17 protein-coding genes are annotated in these 15,208 nt (G+C 63.1%); 8 read left to right on the forward strand and 9 right to left on the reverse strand.

Annotated features, from left to right (window positions below):
• Window position 1: 1 nt before the first annotated feature.
• Entirely contained in the window at window positions 2–601 is a 600-nt protein-coding gene (locus tag FYJ91_RS06670; protein WP_149521515.1) for a c-type cytochrome, read from the forward strand.
• Here FYJ91_RS06670 and FYJ91_RS06675 read toward each other — a convergent pair.
• Genes FYJ91_RS06675 through FYJ91_RS06695 form a run of 5 tightly spaced genes read right to left on the reverse strand, consistent with a single transcriptional unit; the run spans window position 522 to window position 5,251 of the window.
• Window positions 522–1,190, reverse strand: coding sequence for a cytochrome b (locus FYJ91_RS06675; protein ID WP_149522294.1), 669 nt, complete (start codon window positions 1,188–1,190; stop codon window positions 522–524). The two genes, FYJ91_RS06670 and FYJ91_RS06675, sit on opposite strands and share 80 nt — an antisense overlap.
• Window positions 1,187–1,906, reverse strand: coding sequence for a cytochrome c oxidase assembly protein (locus FYJ91_RS06680; RefSeq protein ID WP_149521516.1), 720 nt, complete (start codon window positions 1,904–1,906; stop codon window positions 1,187–1,189). The genes FYJ91_RS06675 and FYJ91_RS06680 overlap by 4 nt, the downstream gene beginning before the upstream one ends.
• Window positions 1,907–2,389 carry a DUF421 domain-containing protein gene (locus FYJ91_RS06685; protein WP_149521517.1) on the reverse strand — a complete coding sequence of 161 codons (483 nt, stop codon included), beginning with the start codon at window positions 2,387–2,389 and terminating at the stop codon, window positions 1,907–1,909.
• Window positions 2,389–2,922 carry a hypothetical protein gene (locus FYJ91_RS06690; protein ID WP_149521518.1) on the reverse strand — a complete coding sequence of 178 codons (534 nt, stop codon included), beginning with the start codon at window positions 2,920–2,922 and terminating at the stop codon, window positions 2,389–2,391. Before FYJ91_RS06690 ends, FYJ91_RS06685 begins: the two co-directional genes overlap by 1 nt.
• Before the next feature lie 43 nt (window positions 2,923–2,965).
• Window positions 2,966–5,251 carry an FdhF/YdeP family oxidoreductase gene (locus FYJ91_RS06695; protein WP_149521519.1) on the reverse strand — a complete coding sequence of 762 codons (2,286 nt, stop codon included), beginning with the start codon at window positions 5,249–5,251 and terminating at the stop codon, window positions 2,966–2,968.
• A gap of 434 nt (window positions 5,252–5,685) precedes the next feature.
• Here FYJ91_RS06695 and FYJ91_RS20535 point away from each other — a divergent pair, with 434 nt between their 5' ends.
• Window positions 5,686–5,832 carry a hypothetical protein gene (locus FYJ91_RS20535; protein ID WP_181008385.1) on the forward strand — a complete coding sequence of 49 codons (147 nt, stop codon included), beginning with the start codon at window positions 5,686–5,688 and terminating at the stop codon, window positions 5,830–5,832.
• Between the two features lie 9 nt (window positions 5,833–5,841).
• Here FYJ91_RS20535 and FYJ91_RS06700 read toward each other — a convergent pair whose 3' ends face one another.
• Window positions 5,842–7,617, reverse strand: a complete 1,776-nt coding sequence (locus FYJ91_RS06700; RefSeq protein WP_149521520.1) for an SLC13 family permease — start codon at window positions 7,615–7,617, stop codon at window positions 5,842–5,844.
• 282 nt (window positions 7,618–7,899) lie between these two features.
• Between FYJ91_RS06700 and FYJ91_RS06705 the strand changes: the two genes are divergently transcribed.
• The 3 genes from FYJ91_RS06705 to FYJ91_RS06715 all read left to right on the forward strand — a co-directional run bounded on the left by FYJ91_RS06705 (window position 7,900) and on the right by FYJ91_RS06715 (window position 9,393).
• The gene (locus FYJ91_RS06705; protein WP_149521521.1) at window positions 7,900–8,091 is read left to right on the forward strand and encodes a hypothetical protein; all 192 of its coding nucleotides are present in this window, start codon (window positions 7,900–7,902) and stop codon (window positions 8,089–8,091) included.
• A 110-nt stretch (window positions 8,092–8,201) separates the two neighbouring features.
• On the forward strand, window positions 8,202–8,675 hold the full coding sequence (locus FYJ91_RS06710; RefSeq protein ID WP_149521522.1) for a sterol desaturase family protein: 474 nt from the start codon (window positions 8,202–8,204) through the stop codon (window positions 8,673–8,675).
• Window position 8,676: 1 nt separating this feature from the next.
• Window positions 8,677–9,393 (forward strand): fatty acid desaturase, encoded by a 717-nt coding sequence (locus FYJ91_RS06715; RefSeq protein ID WP_149521523.1) that lies wholly within the window; start codon window positions 8,677–8,679, stop codon window positions 9,391–9,393.
• Here FYJ91_RS06715 and FYJ91_RS06720 read toward each other — a convergent pair.
• From FYJ91_RS06720 to crtY, 3 genes are read right to left on the reverse strand one after another with little or no spacing between them, the layout of a single operon-like run.
• Window positions 9,390–10,325, reverse strand: coding sequence for a phytoene/squalene synthase family protein (locus tag FYJ91_RS06720; protein WP_149521524.1), 936 nt, complete (start codon window positions 10,323–10,325; stop codon window positions 9,390–9,392). The genes FYJ91_RS06715 and FYJ91_RS06720 overlap by 4 nt on opposite strands.
• Window positions 10,309–11,787 (reverse strand): phytoene desaturase, encoded by a 1,479-nt coding sequence (locus FYJ91_RS06725; RefSeq protein ID WP_149521525.1) that lies wholly within the window; start codon window positions 11,785–11,787, stop codon window positions 10,309–10,311. Before FYJ91_RS06725 ends, FYJ91_RS06720 begins: the two co-directional genes overlap by 17 nt.
• On the reverse strand, window positions 11,784–12,944 hold the full coding sequence (crtY, locus tag FYJ91_RS06730) for a lycopene beta-cyclase CrtY (RefSeq protein WP_149521526.1): 1,161 nt from the start codon (window positions 12,942–12,944) through the stop codon (window positions 11,784–11,786). The genes FYJ91_RS06725 and crtY overlap by 4 nt, the downstream gene beginning before the upstream one ends.
• 95 nt (window positions 12,945–13,039) lie before the next feature.
• On the opposite strand from crtY, the gene FYJ91_RS06735 reads away from it, so the two are divergent.
• From FYJ91_RS06735 to ispH, 3 genes are all read left to right on the forward strand, one after another.
• A complete protein-coding gene (locus FYJ91_RS06735) occupies window positions 13,040–13,783 on the forward strand; it encodes a sterol desaturase family protein (RefSeq protein ID WP_149522295.1) in 744 nt (247 codons plus the stop codon).
• Window positions 13,722–14,144 (forward strand): DUF2141 domain-containing protein, encoded by a 423-nt coding sequence (locus tag FYJ91_RS06740; RefSeq protein WP_149521527.1) that lies wholly within the window; start codon window positions 13,722–13,724, stop codon window positions 14,142–14,144. Before FYJ91_RS06735 ends, FYJ91_RS06740 begins: the two co-directional genes overlap by 62 nt.
• Window positions 14,145–14,281: 137 nt before the next feature.
• A complete protein-coding gene (gene ispH / locus FYJ91_RS06745; protein WP_219822565.1) occupies window positions 14,282–15,205 on the forward strand; it encodes a 4-hydroxy-3-methylbut-2-enyl diphosphate reductase in 924 nt (307 codons plus the stop codon).
• Window positions 15,206–15,208 lie beyond the last annotated feature (3 nt).

Consider the following 15,208-nt stretch of genomic DNA (forward strand, 5'->3'; position numbering starts at 1 on the left):
GGTGTTGGCGTGCGTGGCAGCGGGCGGCTGTGTTGGCGAGCGATCCGACGATCGCTTTCGTGAAACCGGGCAGATCATCGCGATGAGCGGCGGCGATGGTGGGGTGGCCGCCGCGTGCGTCACCTGCCACGGCCTGCATGGCGAGGGCGATGGCGCATTGTCACCGCGCCTGGCCGGGCTCGACGTCGGCTATCTACAACGCCAGCTCGACGACTATGTGAATGGGCGTCGCGACCATGTGCCGATGCGCACCGTGGCGCGAAAGCTGTCGCTGGACGATCGTGGCAAGGTCTCGGCTTATTATGCCGGGCTGCCCGCGCCCCCGCCGATCGCGAGGCCCACAGATGCGGAAGGCAATCGCCTATACGCCGCCTGCGTCAACTGCCACGGATCGCGCGGCGAAGGGCGCGGCCCGGCCAATCCGCCACTAAGTGCGCAACCCGCCGCTTATGTCGAGGCGCAACTCGCCGCGTGGCGCGAGGGGCGGCGCTACAACGATCCGCTGGGCGAGATGCGGCACGTCAGCCGCCGGTTTTCTCCGGAGCAGGCTCGCGCGGTGTCAGTCCATGCCGTGGCTCTTCCCGGACCTCATCCTCGTTGAGATCGGGCAGCATTCCGCGCAAAACGTCATGCTTGTCCCAGAAATGATGCTTGAGTGCCGCGCCGACATGGAGCGGAATCATGACGAGCAGCACGACGATAAGCACCACGTGGATATCCTCGGCCCAGTCGAGCACTATCCACTGAATCCAACCGGGCAGTGTCTCGAACGGCATTTGGGGCCAAGGGATCACGCCCGCCACCGCGAGCGGAAGATCGGGATCGAGCGCCGACCACATCGCCCAACCGCTCAACGGCAGGCCGAAAAAGCAGATGTAGAACAGAACATGGGTGACGTGCGCTGCCCAAGTCTGCCAGCCGAGGCGATCGGCGTCGTTGACCGGACCGGGCACGATCATCCGCCACAGGAAACGCAACAGTGCCAGGACCAGCATCAGCAGCCCCAGCTCGGCATGAACCAAATATCCGGACAGCTTTTCGCCGCCGACTGGCAGTCGACTCATATGCCAGCCCCAGTAAAGCTGGAACGTGATCAGCGCGGCCATCACCCAGTGGAAGATCTGACCGACCGGCGAATAACGACCCTCGGACGTGTGCTGCGCAGCCCAGGCGCGGATCGCCTCGATCATGCGCGCAATGCCGCCAGCGCCTTCCAGCGCAGCCCGATCCACATCGCCGCACCGAGATAAAGGGCGGAACCCGCGACCCACATCAGCAGCCCCGCGAGTTGCTGATCCTCGAGCGATGCAAGCCCCCACGCCTGCGTGGTCAGCCAGTGTGGCGCGTAGAGCGGACGGCTCGCGAAACTGATCAATGCGCCCAGCAGGCCCATCTGGACCATCGACGCCAACAATGCGCCGATGCCGAGCAAAGCCGGTCCGCGCAAGACGGCGCTCCACATTCCCAGTGCGCTGGCGAGCAGACTGAATTGCATCAGCCAGTACATCGCGTCGCTCGACAGTGCGATCGCGTAAGCCTGCGGCGTGTGCCATGCCCAGAAGATCAGCGCGTGGAGCGCCGCCCAACCGATTGCTCCACCCGGCAGCGCCAGCCGCGGCAGGCCGATAGCGAAGAGCGGCGCGGTGATAGCGGTCAGCACGAGATGATGCGCGACCCGCGCCGAGAACAGCGCCGAACTCAGCGCGCAAAACGGTGACACAAAGAGGATAGCAAGCAGGCCGATCGCCAGCACCGCTGTGTTTCGCTCGCGCCCTGCAACCGCGCGAAGCGTCAGCCAACCGCCGCATAACACCAGTCCAGCCAGCACCGCCGGATCGAAATTCCAACGCGCAAGCCAGTCGGCAGGCACTGGCGCCGCGCCGCAATAAGGGATCCACACTTGCATCTACACCGGACCATCATCGTCGCGCTGGGCGCTGTCGTCGCCAGCCGAACGCCCGATGAAGCTGATCTTGCCGTTGGTTTCGAGGATAGCCCAATCGACCTCCGCGATGCGTGCGATGCCCGCCAACCGCATCTCGCTCTCCACCTCGGCGCGGGTGAGCCGATCGCGCCGCAGATTGTCTCTCAGCAGCTCGCCATGGCGGATGATCACGCGCGGCTCGCCCTCAAACAGCTTTTCGAGCCGAGGCGACACATAGCTCCCCCAGCTCATCGCCAATCCCCAGAAGGCGAAGGTGGTGATCGCCAGCACCGCTCCCGTCAGGCTGAAATCGTTGTGAGTCACCCCCTGCTGGATAAGGTCGCCCAGCACGATCAACGTCACCAGCTCGAACGGCGTCATCTGGCTGAGTTCACGCTTCCCCAGCACCCTGAGCAGGACGTAGAGGATGAAGAACATCAACGTGGCGCGCAGGACGATGTCCATCAGGGGAGAACCCGCACGCTCATGGGCAGCGACACCAGCTTTCGATCGCCGTCATAGACCGCGACGACGCCCTCGTTCCGGCCGACCAGCGGCGGATTGACCTGCCCGTCGAACTTGATTTCGATCGGCTCGCCCGGTTCGCCGGGACCGAACGACATGTGAACCATGCCGTCCTTGAAACTCTCGTTCTCCGCAGCAGGAATCGCGGAGTTGATCGTGATGTCGCGCCACAGCCGCAGCGATATCGCGAGCGTCACGTCCGCGATCGGCACGCGTGGCTCGATCCGGATACGCATTTCGTAGAATGTCCCGTTTCGCAGGATCGCCGGGCTCTTGACCGACAGTCGCACCGCATCGCCGGCGGCGATGTGCGTGGGATTGGGATGCCCGCCCAACACGCCGAGCAGTGCCGTGGCGAGCAGCAGCGCGATCAGGATCAGCGAGGTCGGATTGGCGTGGCGCTGAAACCATCCGGTCGCGGAGACGTGCCGATCTTCGATGCCATCGGGCGAGGCTTTGGCGGGCGCGCTCATGGCGCAGACAACCGGGCGAGCGGCACTCCGTTCCCCAGCCACGTCATACGCAAACGCGCACCGGCACGGATTTGGCGGCAGGCACATGACTCTCGTCGGCATGATGCTCGACCGGCATCAGCACATTGGCCTCCGGATAATAAGCACCGAGGCAGCCGCGCGGAATATCGTAAGGGGTCACGATCAGTCCATCGCGCCTCCGCTTTTTGCCGTCGCCTGCGTCGGATTCGAGCGCGACCACCTGCCCGTCGGTTAAGCCGGCCGCCGCCATGTCCTCGGAATTGATGAACAGCACGTCGCGGGTGCCGTTCACCCCACGAAAGCGATCATGATAGCCGTAGATCGTGGTGTTGAACTGGTCGTTCGATCGCAGCGTGATCAGGCGATAGCGGCCATCAGCATCGTCAAAGCCGGTGGAAGACAAGCCGGTTGGCGCCAAAAATTCCGCCTTGCCGCTGGGCGTCAGCCAGACGCGCTCGGCCGCCTTATTACCCTTCCAAAAGCCGCCGGGAGTAAGCAGGCGCGCGTTGAAGTCCTTGAAGACCTCGGGATAGGTCGCCTCGATCGCGTCGCGGATGCGTGCATAGTCCGCGACCCACCCGTCCCAATCGACGCGCGGATTGGGGGGCACGATCCGTTTGGCGATCTCGGCCACGATCCGTGGTTCGGACAGGAGATGCGGGCTGGCCGGAGCCACCTTTCCGCGCGATCCGTGAATGCAACTGGTCGAATCCTCGACCGACACTGCTTGCGGGCCGCTTGCCTGCACGTCCTCCTCGATCCGGCCGAGGCAGGGTAGCAAGTAGGTCTGGTGGCCAGGGAACAGGTGGTTTCGGTTAAGCTTAGTCGCGATCTGCACTGAGAGTTCGAGCCGCGGCCACGCTTCTTCCATCGCCGCCGTCTCTGGCACGGCGCGCAGGAAGTTGCCGCCCAGGCCAATGACCGCCTTGACGCTGCCGTCGATCACGCCGCGACATGTCTCTACCGTGTCGAGACCTTTCTCAGTCGGCGGATCGAAGCCGTAAAGTTGCTTGAGCTTGTCGACCGGTGCGAGTTCGGTCTTTTCGGTGATGCCGACCGTGCGCTGCCCCTGAACGTTCGAATGGCCGCGCACCGGCGTCGGCCCCGCGCCGGGCTTGCCGATATTCCCGCGCATCAAAAGCAGGTTCACCACCATGCGGACATTCTCGACGCCCTTCACATGCTGGGTCAGACCCATGCCGTAGATCGCGAGCACCGCCTTCGCGTTGGCATAAACACGAGCAGCATTTTCGATCGCCGTCAGATCAAGGCCGGACTCGCGCACGATGTCCTCCCACTCCGTCGCGCGGACCTTGGCTGCGAACGCATCGAAATCCTTGGTATGCTCGGCGATGAAATCATGGTCGAGGACACCCGGCTCGCCCGGCGCCTTCGCATCGTCCCATTCGATCAGGAATTTGGCGATGCCGGTCATCGCAGCGATGTCTCCGCCGGCCTTCACCTGATGATATTGGGTCGAAATCACCGTCTCGCTCAGCGTCGTCATCTCGACCGGGTTCTGCGGATCGGTGAAGCGTTCGAGCCCACGCTCCTTCAGCGGATTGAAGGTGACGATCTCCACCCCGCGCTTGCGCGCCTTGCGCAAGTCGTGGAGCATACGCGGCGCGTTCGATCCGACATTCTGCCCGAAGAAGAAGATCGCGTCGCAATCGTCGAAATCCTTCAGTTGGGTGGTGCCTACGGGTACGCCGATCGCTGCCTTGAGCCCGACCGAGGTCGATTCGTGGCACATGTTCGAACTGTCGGGCAGGTTCTGGTTGCCATACATCCTGGCCATCAGCCCATACATGTAGGATGCTTCGAGGCTGGCACGCCCCGATGAATAGAAAACGACCGCATTCGGATCGAGCGGCCGAAGCGCCTCCCCGATCGCGTTGAATGCTTCTTCCCAACTACACGCCACATATTTGTCGGTGACTACGTCGTAGCGCAGCGGGTGAGTCAGCCGGCCATTCTGCTCCAGATCATAATCGCGCCAGCTGCGTAGTTCGTCGAGCGTGTGCTCCTGGAAAAAGTCCGGAGTGGTGCGCAACGTGGTCAGTTCCCACGCGGTCGCTTTGGCGCCTTCCTCGCAAAACTCGGCGGGGTGATGATCAGCGGGTTTGGGCCATGCACAGCTGACGCACATGAAGCCGTCCGGCTTGTTCTGCCGCGCCAGTTCGATGAGGGCTTCCGGCGGGATCCGCTCGCGCGGGAGTATCTCGGCGAGCGAGCGAACCGAACCCCAGCCGCCTGCCGGTCCTTCAAATGGTTTGATGTCCGGATGGTCGGCCGTGTGTTTGCTCATCTTGCCTCCAAATCAGGATCTTACTCTGGCTTGCGACGCTTCGGGCGGAACGGCTCGACGATCGATTGGTTCAGCTAGCTCAAACGATTTGAAGCACGAAAAGTCGATGAAGCAGCCCATTAGCAGCAGCGGCCAACGGCCGTGATGGTGCTGTAAAGCGAGCCTACGGGAATGGCGCTCCTCTATAAATCTCTTCTCTGTCGGCGCCAAACGGAGGGCGGATCGCGGAGGCAGCTGCACTCATTCTATCGATCGGGAAGCGCGAACCCCGGATCCCGTTTTGGCAGGAAAGGGCAGCGAAACATGACTCGAATTGTCCGCCTTTCCCGAGTGATCCCTCCGCAGGCCTGCAACAGCGCCCCCAGTCCGCGAACCTGTCACATCGATTTCACTCACTCCAATTAAGCGCCCTGAGCCTAACCAGCAGGGGTCCGATGAGCAGCGTGGTGGATTGTTCGGAATTGATCGACGGTTCGGTCAAGCATTTTCGCGCCATCGCTACTCGATACGACAAGAACGCCGCCAATTATCTCCCTGCCGTCAAACTCGTCTGCGTTCGCATCTGGTGCAGCACGTTATGAGTCTGCGGCCTAGCGTAGAGGCCATGCCCACATGACAAGAGGTGTTCCGACGAGAATGACAATTAGCGATAACGGTGCGCCCAATCGCGCATAATCGCTGAACTTGTAGCCGCCAGGGCCGAGAACCAGCGTGTTGCACTGGTGCCCGATCGGCGTGAGGAAATCGCAGCCCGCGCCGATAGCGGTGGCGATCAGGAAAGCCTCGGGACGATAGCCGAGGTCGTGTGCGAAGACCGCTGCGATGGGCGCCATAACAAGCACGGTGGCGGCATTGTTGAGGAACGGGGTCACTGCCATCGCGACGACGAGGATGAGCGCAACCGCCCCCCACGGTGGCAAAGTGGAAGCGAGTTGCGCGAGTTGGGTCGCGATAACGTCCGACGCACCCGTCGTGCGAAGTGAATCGCTCACCGGAATCAGCGCACCGAGCATTACGAGGATCGGCCATTCGACGGCGTCATAGGCTTCGCGCAACGGCAAAGTGCCGGTTGCCATTACGATTCCCGCGGCCGCAAAGAAGGCCACGGCGACTGGGACGAGCCCCGCCGCGGTTGCTGTCATCGCCGCGGCCAACACGATCAGCGGTAGCCAGCTGCGTCCCGACGCGCCGAGCCGCAGCGTTCGTTGTGCAAGCGGCAATACGCCCAGATCCCGGAGTCGATCGGTCAGCAGTTTGAGCGGCCCCTGCAGCACGATCACGTCGCCGGAGCTGAGCTTTATGTTACCAAGTTGGTGGGTCAGTCGCTCGGCGGAGCGCGACAGGGCAATCAGATTGACGCCATAACGCTCCTGAAGCCGCATGCGCGCCGCTGTCTGGTCGATCATGACCGAGGAAGCTCCGATCACGCCCTCGATTACGCCGATCTCGTCGCCCTTGCTGCCCTTCGGCTGTTCGCGATCGCCACCCACCAGCGCTAGGTTGTCGCGCGCGATCACCCGTTCCAGCGCATCGGGCGCGCCTGTCAGGATCAACGTGTCGTTCCGATGCAGGATGAGATCGGCCGACGGAATTGTGCGTATGTCGGCGCGCAGAACCCGAGTGACGCCAATCTCGCGCCTGTGCCGCTCTACGAACTCTCGGATCGACTCTCCCTCGGCAGGAGAACCTTCCATGATCTGCGCTTCGGTAACATAGCTCGAAATGTCCAGCGCTTCGCCCAGCGTCGCGGCGGCTCGCCTCTCGCGTGGCAGCAGGCGGTAGCCGAAGCGCAGAAAGATGAGTCCCACGATCAGCAGGCCAAGCCCGGTTGGCAGATAATCGAACATGCCGAACGGCTCACCCGTCATTTCCTGACGCACGCGGCTGACGATGATGTTGGGGGAGGTCCCGACCAGCGTCATCAACCCGCCCAGCAGCGATGCAAATGACATCGGCATCAGGAAGACCGAAGAACTCGTCTTGTTCGTCTTCGCCATCTGGAAGGCTGCCGGCATCAGCATCGCCAGTGCGCCGACATTCTTGACCAATGCAGAAGCGATACCGACCGAAGCCGTCAGTACCAGAAGTTGGGACCGCACCCGCGTCACATGGCCGCCGAGCAGCCTGAGCGCACCTTCGATCAGCCCGGAACGCTGCATCGCTGCAGAGATGACCAGCGCGGACCCGACAATTATCACGATGTCGTCCGAAAAGCCGGCAAAGGCATCCTTGGGGCTGACGATGCCCAATGCGATGGCTGCGAGCAACGCAATGATCGCAGTCACATCATATCGGAAGCGCCCCCAGAGGAAGAGGGCCATCATGCCGATGAGCGTTGCGACGGAAAGCCATTGCGGAGTGGTCATGCAAAGGTCTTAAGCAATGGCTGAGCCCCCCTGTGATCTCGTTCGCGCCCGCTCGAAACCGTCACGCTATCTGACAGAACGCGCCAGCTTCTTGTTGTTCCCGTCTGGCTTGCGACCAAACGGGCGCAATGCGAACCGGAGCTAGGGGCCAACGCGTCCATCATGCGTTCAGACCTCATCTGCCACTAGAATAAGCCATCTCGCAGTCTGCCATCGCCCCGACAGATTGAATCGCTCCGGGTTTGCCGGAGTCTCCGACGCCGGAGAAGGTGGAGCAAAACAATGAACAAGTATGCGCCGGAGCGGACCTTTCCCGGCGATGATCAGTTATATGGCGATAATGCCGTTCCTTTCCTGTCGTCGCAAGGGGCCTCGCGCTATCGCGGGTTGAACGCCCGCAAGCAGAGCTTGTATACGATGATGACCGCTGCCTCGATCCCTGCGGCACGCTGCGATCGAGGGCTATATAAATAACCTGCCGGCGTCATGAAGCCAGCGTCGCAAACGTCCCGTATCGAGCCCATATCGAGATCCGGTGGCACTGATCGGTCTTGTTCTATAAGCTAGGTCTCTTGAGGGATTTCATGACGTCCTCGATCCTCACCGGCTTCGCGATCGCGCTTGCTACCGTCTTCGTGATGGAAGGTGTCGCCTATACGGTGCATCGCTATGTCATGCATGGAATCGGGTGGTCGCTCCACCGCTCGCATCATCGCCCGCGCTCCGGGCCTTTTGAGGCGAACGACGCCTTTGGACTCATGTTTGCCGCGCTCAGCCTCGCGCTCATCCTCCGCTCGACGTGGCGGGAATGGCCTTATTGGATCGGCATCGGCATGGCGCTCTACGGCCTGCTCTACGCACTTCTCCATGACGGCCTCGTCCATCGCCGCTTCCCTTTCGTCCACGCGCCACGCCGCGGTTATCTTCTGCGCCTGATCAAGGCCCACCACATCCACCACGCGGTGAGAACTCGTGAGGGCGCCGTCTCCTTCGGGTTCCTCTATGCCCCGCCGGTCGAAGCGCTCGCGAAGCGCGTCCGGCAACGTCTGCGGGATTGAAATGCGCGGGCGCCAGACGATCATCGGCCTCCTCCTCGCCTCCGCGATCTTCGCGGGCTGGCTGGCGTTGACGCTCTACGGCTTCTTCGGGGTCGATCTTGCCACGCACAGCACGTTCGTCGGGTTTGCCCTTGTCATAGTTCTGTGTTGGCTCGACGTCGGTCTATTTATCGTGGCGCACGACGCCATGCATGGCTCGCTGGCGCCGGGTCGTCCCCACCTCAACGGTCTGATCGGGACGACCGCGCTGCTCGCTTATGCCGGCTTCTCGTTCGACCGCCTTGCGCCGAAGCACATGCAGCACCACCGGGCACCAGGCACCGTCGAGGATCCCGACTTTCACGCGCCCGCCCCGACCAATGTCTTCCGCTGGTATGCCGCGTTCTTTCGAGAATATTTTGGCATTCGCGAGGTGATCGTTCTTACTGTGGCGGTGGCAGTCCTCACCTTCGCCCTGCGCGTCCCCTACGTTAATCTGCTGTTATTCTGGGCGCTCCCAGCGATCCTGTCGTCGCTCCAGCTTTTCTGGTTCGGCACCTTCCTGCCGCATGCACATCGTGGCGTCCCGTTCGCCGATGAACATCGCGCACACAGTTCAGACTATCCTTGGTTGGTGTCGCTCCTGACCTGCTACCATTTCGGTTATCATCACGAACATCACCGCCATCCGCACTTGCCTTGGTGGCGATTGCCGGCGGCGCGTAGCAAAATCCCTTAGCGCGGACGCGACCACAGCCCGTCGCGCACCATGTCTCGGGGGCTTGGCAGACTGCTCGCGATCAGCGCCTGCATAGCGAGCATAGCCTTTTTGCTGCCGGAGATCCGGACACGCTCGTCCCACGCGCGATGCCCGCGTCGAACGACCTCGCGCCCGATTCCGCCATAGATGCCGGCGGCCGACAAGATCGCCCAGCGGCAGCGGAAGGGCAGCCGCGCGGCGCCGACTCTCGCCGAAGCTTCATGACGATCGGCTATGGCGACGAGGCGCGCCGCAAATGTCGCTCGCTGGGGGGCGGTCGAAGGAATTCTCAGTTCGGCTTCGTTCAAGCCTGCTTCGGCGAGCCAGTCCTCCGGGATATAACAGCGGCCATTGTCTGCATCCTCGACGATGTCGCGGGCGATGTTCGATAGCTGAAAAGCAATGCCAAGATCGCAGGCACGATCGAGTGTGTCGTCGTCGTGCGGGCTGACCCCCATGACCACCGCCATCATGCACCCGACGACGCCAGCTACCTGATAACAGTAGCGGAACAGATCGTCGGCATTCTGCGGGCGCCACCCCCGCGCGTCGGCTTCGAAGCCGGCGAGATGGTCGGATACGAACCGGCGCGGCATCGCGGTTTCGTCGACGACAAGGGCAAGGCCCTGGAACGCCGGATCATCGACCGGCCGGCCGTCGAGTGCGTCCATAGTTTGGCGAAATGCTGTCTCGAAGCGGTCGAGCGGATCGGCGGGCACGGCCATATTATGGCCGAGAACTTGACCGTCGACGACATCGTCGCAGGTCCTGCACCAGGCATAGAGCAGCCAGGCGCGCTCACGCGTCACGCGATCGAACAGTCGGCTCGCCATCGCGAAAGACTGCGATCCTCGCACAATGGTCGCCTCGGCCTGGGCGACAAGCGCCGAGCGATCAGCGGCCAAGATCATCGATCATCAGCCCGGCGGTCGCGTGCGCGCTGCCGACGACGCCGGGAATGCCGGCACCCGGATGGGTTCCGGCACCGACGAAGTAGAAATTGGACAGGACATCGTCGCGATTGTGCACGCGGAACCATGCGCTCTGGGTCAGCAACGGCTCAAGGCTGAAGGCCGATCCCAGATGCGCGCCGAGATCGGTCGCGAAATCGATCGGGCTGTAGTGAAAGCGAGTGACCAACCTGTCGCGCAGATTCGGGATGAGCCGCGCCTCGATGATGTCAAGGATGCGCGCTTCATAGCGGGGCCCCTCTTCGGTCCAGTCGGGACTGTGTCGGCCCAAGTGGGGCACCGGCGCCAACGCGTAGAAGGTCGAAAAGCCTTCGGGGGCCATCGATCCGTCGGTGACGCTGGGATGGTGCACATAGAGTGCAGGGTCGGGCGCAAGCGCGTCGGTGCCGTAGATATCGTCGAGCAAGCCCTTGTAGCGCGGGCCGAACAGGATGTTATGGTGCGGGATCTCGGGGAAGGTACCCCGAACCCCGAAATGGACGACGAACAAGGACGGCGAGAAGCGTTTACGCCTCAGACGGCGTGCAGCCTCAGGGCCACGTTTATGGCCACGTATCCATTCGTAGCTGCGCACGACGTCACCGTTGGAGGCGATCGCGTCGAACGTATCGCACCATCCGCTCGCGGTGGTCACGGTCGTCACCCGGTCGCCTGCGGTTTCGATCTCAGTCACCGGATCGCCAAGGCGGATTCGGCCGCCGATCCGCGCAAACTGCCGCGCCATGCCCGCGACGAGCGCATTTGTTCCCCCCTTTGCGAACCAGACCCCGCCGTCGCGCTCGAGCTTGTGGATGAGCGCATAGATCGAACTTGTCGTCATCGGATTGCCGCCGACGAGCAGCGTGTGAAACGACAGCGCCTGGCGCAACTTTTCCGAGCGCACGAAGCCCGACACGATCGAATAGACCGAGCGCCACGCTTGGTAACGTGCCAGTGCCGGTACGGCGCGCAGCATCGCGCGGAAATCGAGAAAGGGCACCGCGCCCAGCTTCTCATAACCTTCAACGTAGACGCCCGCCGAATAAGCGAGGAAACGGCGATAGCCCTCGACGTCGTGGGGATCGAGCCGTGCGATCTGCTCGGTCAGTAGCGCATCGTCATTGGTATAGTCGAAGCTGTCACCATCGGGCCAGGACAGACGGTAGAATGGCGAGACCGGCACCAGTTCGACATCGGCCGCGATGTCATGCCCGCTTAGGGCCCAGAGCGCCGACAGGCAGGCTGGATCGGTGATGACGGTGGGGCCCGCATCGAAGGTGAAGCCATCGCGGCGCCACACATAGGCGCGTCCCCCAACCTTGTCGCGCGCTTCAACGATCGTGGTTTCGATCCCCGCCGCCTGCAGCCGAATCGCGAGTGCGAGCCCGCCGAATCCGGCTCCGATAACCGCTGCTCGCTTCATACCGCCCGCCCTTTTTTCATGTCTGTCATCGCCGCCGCCGCGCGCCATAGGGCTACCGGCGGACGCCCGCTCAGGATGCGGGCCTTGTCGAGCAGGGTGGAGCGGCCAGCGTAAAAGCGTCCGATCAGCGCCTCATCCAGCCGATAGAAATGCTCGAGCACGCGATAACGTCGATCAGGTTCGGCGGCGCGAAACAGCATGCGGTTGAGCAGACGGTAAAAGGCTCGATCGCGCCACAGCCGCTCGGCTTCTCTCCGGAAAAGGCGGCACAAGCCCGCACTTGTCATGTCGGTCTGCTCGGCGAGAAGGAGTGCATTGCGCACGGCATCAGGCAGCGAATAGCCCGTGGTGGGGTGGAAGAAGCCGCCGCGCAGCCCCAGTCGGGCGACGTCGGCGCCTTCCCATAGGGTCGCGACATCGCCGCCCATCGCAACCGGCAAAACCCCGCGTTCCTCGGCGAGCGTCTTGTGCGCAGGCCAGCCCTGGTCCGCGACATACGCCGCAATCCGCGCGCCGATCGCATGGTCGTCGAGCGCGGGACCGTCGGCATAATAAGTATCCTCGACAAGCATCTCGGTGGCCGAGAATGGCAAGCAATAGACGAAGCGATAGCCGTCGCGCTGGTCAACGGTCGCGTCCATGATGATCGGAAGCGTGACGCCGTGCGGGCGGGCGAAACAATAGGTCCGCCCGACGAACTTCTGCCAACCCAGATCGAGACCGGCCATGTCGCCGGCTCCGCGCGCGTCGATAACGCATGACGCCTCCAGGATTGTCCCGTCCGCAAGGTTAACTCCAGTCGGCCCGACGCGGGTCACGGGCACGCCCAGTCGCAGGGACGCGGGCGGCAGGGTTTCCCGGATCACCGCGTCGAGCCGTTCGGAACGCAAGCTGTTATAGCTCCCGGCGAGTGACCTCTGCCGCGCTGGGAAAGCCACGCGATTGCCCGGCCACGATGCGACGACGAGATCGTCGACGAATGCGCGCTCGGCGGGCGTAAGATCACTGTCGAAGAAGGACCAGACATGGTCGCCCCCGAAACGATCGCTGCCTTCGATCAGCATGAGATCAAGGTCGGGACGATGTCGGTACAGGGCCAGAGCGACGAGGCAGCCCGCGAGTCCGCCGCCCGCAATGATCACAGAGGGTTCGGCCATGCGGCACTATGGCAGGAGCGTCGCGCCGCGCCAAATGATGGTGTAGGTCGGGCGTCGTGGAGACTACGCTCGCCATCCTCGTAACCAGTCTGTCGATGACCGCGATCATCGCGGGCCGCTATCTCGTATCGAGCGGGGGCTTTGCCTGGCTGTCGGCGCGTCGTCATCCGCATATCCATGTGGGACGCGGCGAACAGATACGCCGCGAAATCGCCTGGTCGCTCGCCAGCGCGGTCGTCTATGGCCTGCCGGCGGGGATAGTCGCCTGGGGCTGGCAGGCGCAGGGCTGGACGTTGATCTACGATGATTTGCACGCTTATCCGTCGTGGTACGGGCCCGTGTCGGTGCTCGCCTTCCTTATCGCGCACGATGCCTGGTTCTACTGGACGCACCGTTGGATGCACCGACCCACGCCATTCAGGATCGCCCATGCGGTCCATCATGCGAGCCGCCCGCCGACCGCCTGGGCGGCGATGAGCTTCCACCCCATCGAGGCGCTGACCGGCGCCGTAGTCATTCCAGCGCTGGTCTTCATGATTCCGATCCACTGGGGCGCGCTGCTGGTGGTGCTTGGCATCATGACCCTCATGGGAGTGACGAACCACATGGGGTGGGAGATGTTCCCGCGCCGGCTCATCGACGGGCCGATCGGCCGCTGGCTTATCACCGCCAGCCATCATCAGCAGCATCACCGCCAGTACAGGTGCAATTATGGCCTATATTTCCGCTTCTGGGATCGCCTCTGCCGGACCGACCACGGCTTGGGCCGTTTCGATCATGATCGTCACGCTGGCGCTGGCACCCTCTCAAGCCTTGGCGACGGACACGCAGAGCGCTGAACTTGAAGTCGTTCCGACGGGCTTGCGGAACGCCAAGGGCCTGATCCAGCTTTGCGTGACACAGGACAGTCGCCACTTTCCCGATTGCTCAAAGGATCCAAAGGCGATCAAGCGGTCCGTGGCGGCGGGCGGAGGGACTATCACGCTCGTCGGCCTCTCTCCGGGTCGCTACGCGCTGTCTTTGGTTCACGATGAAAATGGCAATGGCAAGCTAGACACTTTACTCGCCATGCCCAGGGAAGGTTTCGGCTTCTCGCGCGATCCCGCCATGAAATTCGGCCCGCCAAAATTCGACGATGTCCTTTTCGATGTGGCGCCTGGACACAACCGACGGAACATCCGCGTCCGATATCTTTTATGACATGAGGTGGACGGCTGAGCGTCCGACCGTTACCCTTCGACGAGGCGGGGGCCGAAAGCAGGTTGTCATCGATGCCATCCCCCGCGTCGCCCGGCGCATCCCTTTCCGCCTCACCGCGTTCGACACGGCCGCGTCCGATGCATGTGGTGCTCGCTGCGCCACGCGGGTTTTGCGCCGGCGTCACCCGAGCGATCGATGCGGTAGAGCGCGCGCTCAGCCAGTTCGGGCCGCCCGTCTATGTCCGCCGCCCGATCGTCCACAACCGATCGGTGATGCAGCACCTGGAAGCGCACGGCGCGGTCTTCGTCCGGGAGGTCGAGGACGTGCCGGAAGGCGCGGTGCTGATCCTCTCGGCGCATGGCGTTGCGCCCGACATCATCGCGGCGGCCGAAGCGCGCAACCTGCGCGTCTTCGATGCCGTCTGTCCGCTCGTCGACAAGGTTCATCGCGAGGTGCGCCGCCATCACAGGGATGGCCGCCACGTCATCCTGATCGGCCATCGCGGCCACCCGGAGATCGATGGTACATTAGGCCAGTTACCGGCCGGCGCCGCCGACGTGGTCGCAACGGCCGACGAGGTCGAACATCTGCCCGAGACGGCGCGAGGGCCAGTGGCCTATGCCATCCAGACGACCTTCGCGGTCGAAGAGGCGCGCCGGATCGTCGAGAGCCTCGAAGCGCGGTTTCCCGGCATCGCCGGCCCCCAAGGCAGCGACATCTGCTATGCTACAACCAATCGCCAGTCGGCGGTGAGGACGATCGCCCGCAGGGTCGACGCCTTCATAATCGTCGGCGAAAGTTTTTCGTCGAACGCGTGTCGTCTCGTCGAGGTCGCCCGCGCCGCGGGCTGCGAAAATGTCCAGCTCGTCGCCGACCTGTCCGAGCTCGACTTCGCCAAGCTTGAAGAGAGCGGCTCGATCGGGATCACGGCGGCCGCTTCGACCCCGGCCCAGTCGGTGAGCGCGGTGCTCGAGGGGCTCGGCCGATCATTCGACCTATCGACCGAACAGGTCGGTAATCAGGAGGAAGGTGTGACGTTCCGACAGGTGGCCTTGTGCTGACAC

It is taken from the genome of Sphingomonas montanisoli (genome assembly GCF_008274695.1).
Lineage (GTDB): Bacteria > Pseudomonadota > Alphaproteobacteria > Sphingomonadales > Sphingomonadaceae > Rhizorhabdus > Rhizorhabdus montanisoli.

Excerpts from the sequence above, each read along its gene's own strand:
- FYJ91_RS06675 (WP_149522294.1), bottom strand. The coding sequence starts at position 1,190 with ATGATCGAGGCGATCCGCGCCTGGGCTGCGCAGCACACGTCCGAGGGT.
- FYJ91_RS06680 (WP_149521516.1), bottom strand. The coding sequence starts at position 1,906 with ATGCAAGTGTGGATCCCTTATTGCGGCGCGGCGCCAGTGCCTGCCGAC.
- FYJ91_RS06685 (WP_149521517.1), bottom strand. The coding sequence starts at position 2,389 with ATGGACATCGTCCTGCGCGCCACGTTGATGTTCTTCATCCTCTACGTC.
- FYJ91_RS06690 (WP_149521518.1), bottom strand. The coding sequence starts at position 2,922 with ATGAGCGCGCCCGCCAAAGCCTCGCCCGATGGCATCGAAGATCGGCAC.
- FYJ91_RS06695 (WP_149521519.1), bottom strand. The coding sequence starts at position 5,251 with ATGAGCAAACACACGGCCGACCATCCGGACATCAAACCATTTGAAGGA.
- FYJ91_RS20535 (WP_181008385.1), top strand. The coding sequence starts at position 5,686 with ATGAGCAGCGTGGTGGATTGTTCGGAATTGATCGACGGTTCGGTCAAG.
- FYJ91_RS06700 (WP_149521520.1), bottom strand. The coding sequence starts at position 7,617 with ATGACCACTCCGCAATGGCTTTCCGTCGCAACGCTCATCGGCATGATG.
- FYJ91_RS06705 (WP_149521521.1), top strand. The coding sequence starts at position 7,900 with ATGAACAAGTATGCGCCGGAGCGGACCTTTCCCGGCGATGATCAGTTA.
- FYJ91_RS06710 (WP_149521522.1), top strand. The coding sequence starts at position 8,202 with ATGACGTCCTCGATCCTCACCGGCTTCGCGATCGCGCTTGCTACCGTC.
- FYJ91_RS06715 (WP_149521523.1), top strand. The coding sequence starts at position 8,677 with ATGCGCGGGCGCCAGACGATCATCGGCCTCCTCCTCGCCTCCGCGATC.
- FYJ91_RS06720 (WP_149521524.1), bottom strand. The coding sequence starts at position 10,325 with ATGATCTTGGCCGCTGATCGCTCGGCGCTTGTCGCCCAGGCCGAGGCG.
- FYJ91_RS06725 (WP_149521525.1), bottom strand. The coding sequence starts at position 11,787 with ATGAAGCGAGCAGCGGTTATCGGAGCCGGATTCGGCGGGCTCGCACTC.
- crtY (WP_149521526.1), bottom strand. The coding sequence starts at position 12,944 with ATGGCCGAACCCTCTGTGATCATTGCGGGCGGCGGACTCGCGGGCTGC.
- FYJ91_RS06735 (WP_149522295.1), top strand. The coding sequence starts at position 13,040 with ATGACCGCGATCATCGCGGGCCGCTATCTCGTATCGAGCGGGGGCTTT.
- FYJ91_RS06740 (WP_149521527.1), top strand. The coding sequence starts at position 13,722 with ATGATCGTCACGCTGGCGCTGGCACCCTCTCAAGCCTTGGCGACGGAC.
- ispH (WP_219822565.1), top strand. The coding sequence starts at position 14,282 with ATGCATGTGGTGCTCGCTGCGCCACGCGGGTTTTGCGCCGGCGTCACC.